Below are 3,707 nucleotides of genomic sequence, written 5' to 3'. Positions count from 1 at the left end.
TTCACCGGCAGCGTTGTCCGTCGTGCGGTAATACTCGCTGGGACGCATAACCGCCAGAGCCACAAGAGTAAACACAAAGGAGGCGCCGTTGATGAAGAATACCCATCCAAGGCCCACCCACGCGATAAGAAGGCCGGACAATGCAGGACCGATCAGCCGCGCAATGTTGAAGCTCGTGGAATTCAGGCCAACGGCGTTTGGTAGTGAACGCGGGGGCACCAGCTCGGAGATGAACACCAAGCGCGGCGGGCTATCGAAGGCGCCAACGGTTCCCAACATGAAGGCGAAGATACACACATGCCACACGCTCGCGGCATCCAGCATCACCATCGTGCCCAGTCCAAACGCCAAAAGCGCTTGCAGCGATTGAGTGCAGAACAGGATCTTGCGCTTATCGAAGCGGTCCGCAACGGCTCCGGCAAAAGGCATGAAGAACAGCATCGGCACGAATTGGAGGGCCGTCACAAGCCCAACGGCGAAGGAGCTATCGTCTGTCAGGACGGCAAGTACCAGCCAGTCCTGAGCAACGCGTTGCATCCATGTACCGGTATTGGCTACCAATGCACAGAAGAACCAAACACGGTAGTTGTAATACTTCAGGCTCGCAAAAGTGCGTCCCAATCGGCACGGTCCTTTCAAAGAACAAGGTGATGTGCGAGGCTTGGGGAGTTTCGGACAAACCCAACCAAACGGCGCACAAATAGAGAAAACTGACGGTGCTTCAATGGTAGCGCCGCCAGTTTTCTCTTGCCATGACGCAGGTGACAATTCACGCACCCGCTGCAGTATTCGGTTATGTCCGCGCCCGTTATCTCCCCCGGTTAACTGTCACGTTTCGATTAACCGAGCATCGCCCAGACCAAGCCGATAGGTTAGCCTCAGAGGTGGGAGGGGATTGTTTACCGTTACGCGAGAGCGCCCTGAATCGGCCCCATGAGGAAGTACAGAACGAACATGATGGCAACAACCCACAGGAGTGGGTGAATCTTCTTGATGTTGCCGGTGGCAACCTGCAGCACCACGTGAGCGATGAACCCAACGCCAATTCCAACAGTCATGGAATAGCCGAACGGCATCATGACAATGGTCAGGAAGGCAGGGATTGCCACGGAGAGATCAGTCCACTTGATGTCCGAGACCTGCTGCATCATGAGGAAGCCAACCGCCACAAGTGCTGGCGCGGCCGCCTCGTTGGGAACCAGCGCAACGATCGGGGAAAGGAAGGTAGCAAGCAGGAAGGCGATTCCAGTAACGATCGAGGTGATGCCGGTGCGTCCGCCGTCTGCAACACCCGTAGAGGACTCCACGAACGCAGTGTTGGAGGAAACGCCGCCAACGCCGCCCGCGACGGCGCCCAGTGAATCCACGAGCAGGATCTTGCTGGTGCCTTCAGGATTACCATCTTCGTCAAGGAGATCGCCTTCGGCACCCACCGCAACCATTGTGCCCATGGTGTCGAAGAAATCCGCAAGAAGGACGGAGAAGGTCAGGACCACGACGGCAATCACGCCGATCTTTTCGAAGGGTCCCGTGATGGAGAACTCGCCCAGCGTGGCGAATTCGGGAATCTGGACCGGTGACCCAGAGATTGAGGGAACGCTGAGGTTCCAGCCTCCAGGGTTATCCTCGCCCACTGGACCGAGCTTTCCAACAGCTTCAACAATCACTGCCAGAATGGTGGAGGTGATGATACCGATGAGGATAGCGCCCTTGATCTTCCGAACCATGAGAATCACCGTGAGGAACAGTCCAATCACGAAGATCAGCATGGGGAACGTGGAAACGGATCCCTCAACACCGAAGGCAAGGAGAGTGCCACTACCAGCGCGCACCATACCGGCGTTTACCAAGCCAACAAGCGTGATAAACATGCCGATGCCTACAGAGATGGCTGTACGCAGGTACTTGGGTACCGCGCGGAAAATCGCTTCGCGTAGCCCGGTCACCACGAGCAGCACGATCACGATGCCCTCAAGCACAATGATGCCCATGCCGTCAGCCCAGGTCATGCCCGGAAGGGTGACGATGGTTGCGGCCACCATGGAGTTCAGTCCCAAGCCAGCCGCAAGGCCGATCGGGAAGTTTGCCACCGCACCCATGAGCACAGTCATGACGCCGGCGATCAATGCCGTGCCGGCGGCGATGGCAGCCATGTTCGGCTCGGAGCCTCCGCCTAGGTATCCGCCAGTGGAATCCTCACCGGAAAGAATGATGGGGTTCAGCACCAGAATGTAGGCCATCGCGAAGAAGGTAACGAGCCCTCCCCGGATTTCGCGCCCGAGGGTTGAACCACGTTCGGTCAGATGGAAATACTTGTCCAGCATGCCTGCCTTCTCGGTTTCAGGCGGCGTCTTCGTGTCTATCACTTGATTGAGTCTCATTGCGCGGACCCCTAAGGGCAAGAGCTCGTCCAAATAGTGGACTCATTCCTTCTCGAAGTTCGAGCTATTCGGTCCACATCGCGCTTCGGTGAGCGATAGGTTCCCTGACCGGCCACGGCGAGTTTCCCTATGAATTCTGCGGTAACCAGCCAACCCTCCGCCACTGGCCGAACCCCGCGCACTCGGCCCGCTAGTGAGGCACGCCGCAGGCCTGAGACTTTCGGCACGCTACCCTTCAGCACCGTGGCCAGGATGCTCTGCAACTCGGAAGTCTCCCGTTCGGGTCTCTGAGGATAGAACTGAACGGTGCCACCGCGGAGCACGCCACTCAATGAGACTTTTAAGGCACCGCCGCGATCACAACTTTGCCGAATCCTCGCAGGCTCGCCTCGCCCTCATTGGCCCCGATGAAAACAGCCTGTCCCTTATTCAACTGCAAGGCACCTCCCCCGGCGTACACCTGAACGGCACCTTCCATGCACACAACGGTTCGCGGCCCCTCGCTTCTTTGGCGATCCCAGACGTTCGCATCGCTGAGCTGAACCACCGAGAGTTCAAAATCCTCGACCGGCGCGTAATACACGGACGTTGAGGCCGAAACCCGCTCGGGCGCGATACGCATCGGAGGAGCAGCGTCAGCCCGGACAACCCGCAGCAGCTCTGGCACATCGATGTGCTTTTCGGTCAGCCCGGCGCGCAGAACATTATCCGAGGAGGCCATGATCTCTACACCTACTCCACTGCGATAAGCGTGAACGGTTCCATCGGGAATGTACAGAGCCTCCCCCGGGCGCAGCGACACGGGGTTCATAAGGAGGGGGGTCAAAACGCTGGCGTCACCCGGGTAGTGCGCGGCAAGGGACACCACTGCAGCATCCGCGCGCCGGGAAGGCGATTTCTCCGGATCACGTTCCGCGCAGGCTTCCACGAGGCTGGCAACACGATCACCACTGGGGCAGGTCTCGGGCGATATGAGGTAGGTGAACGCCGCACGTACACCCTCGCGCAGAACCATCCGCCGCAGTCGATCGGAGAGCGGGGTGCGCAGCCCGCGCATCACCTCGGCAATTCTTCGCGGTGCCCGGAATCCCACCAAGGCCTCGAAAGACGTGATGGCATAGACAAGCTCCGGCTTCGCATTCCGGTCACGGTAGTTGCGATCTGGGGAATCCAGCGGAATACCCGCCTCTTCTTCAGCATCAAACCCGGCCTGCGCCTGCGCTTTAGATGGGTGAACCTGCAGGGATAGCGGCCGCATGGGAGCGATCAGCTTGAGGAGGTAGGGCAGGGCAGGGCCATGGCCCACGAGGGTATCTTCACCTAATG

The 3,707-nt window shown here is 58.9% G+C and carries 3 protein-coding genes; all 3 read right to left on the bottom strand.

All coding sequences use genetic code 11. The annotated features are described in order from the left end of the window. Positions 1-621 (bottom strand): MFS transporter (locus ACTHV6_RS06390; protein ID WP_441386451.1); only part of this gene is annotated, 621 nt, incomplete at its 3' end. Positions 622-905: 284 nt separating this feature from the next. Then, on the bottom strand, positions 906-2,381 hold the full coding sequence (locus tag ACTHV6_RS06385; RefSeq protein WP_441386450.1) for an NCS2 family permease: 1,476 nt from the start codon (positions 2,379-2,381) through the stop codon (positions 906-908). 340 nt (positions 2,382-2,721) lie between these two features. After that, positions 2,722-3,707, bottom strand: a 986-nt coding sequence (gene manA, locus ACTHV6_RS06380) for a mannose-6-phosphate isomerase, class I (protein ID WP_441386449.1), incomplete at its 5' end; no start/stop codon positions are given.

This window comes from Ancrocorticia sp., assembly GCF_052089425.1.
In the GTDB taxonomy this organism is placed as follows: domain Bacteria; phylum Actinomycetota; class Actinomycetes; order Actinomycetales; family Actinomycetaceae; genus Ancrocorticia.
This window is presented reverse-complemented; position numbering and strand designations above follow the sequence as displayed.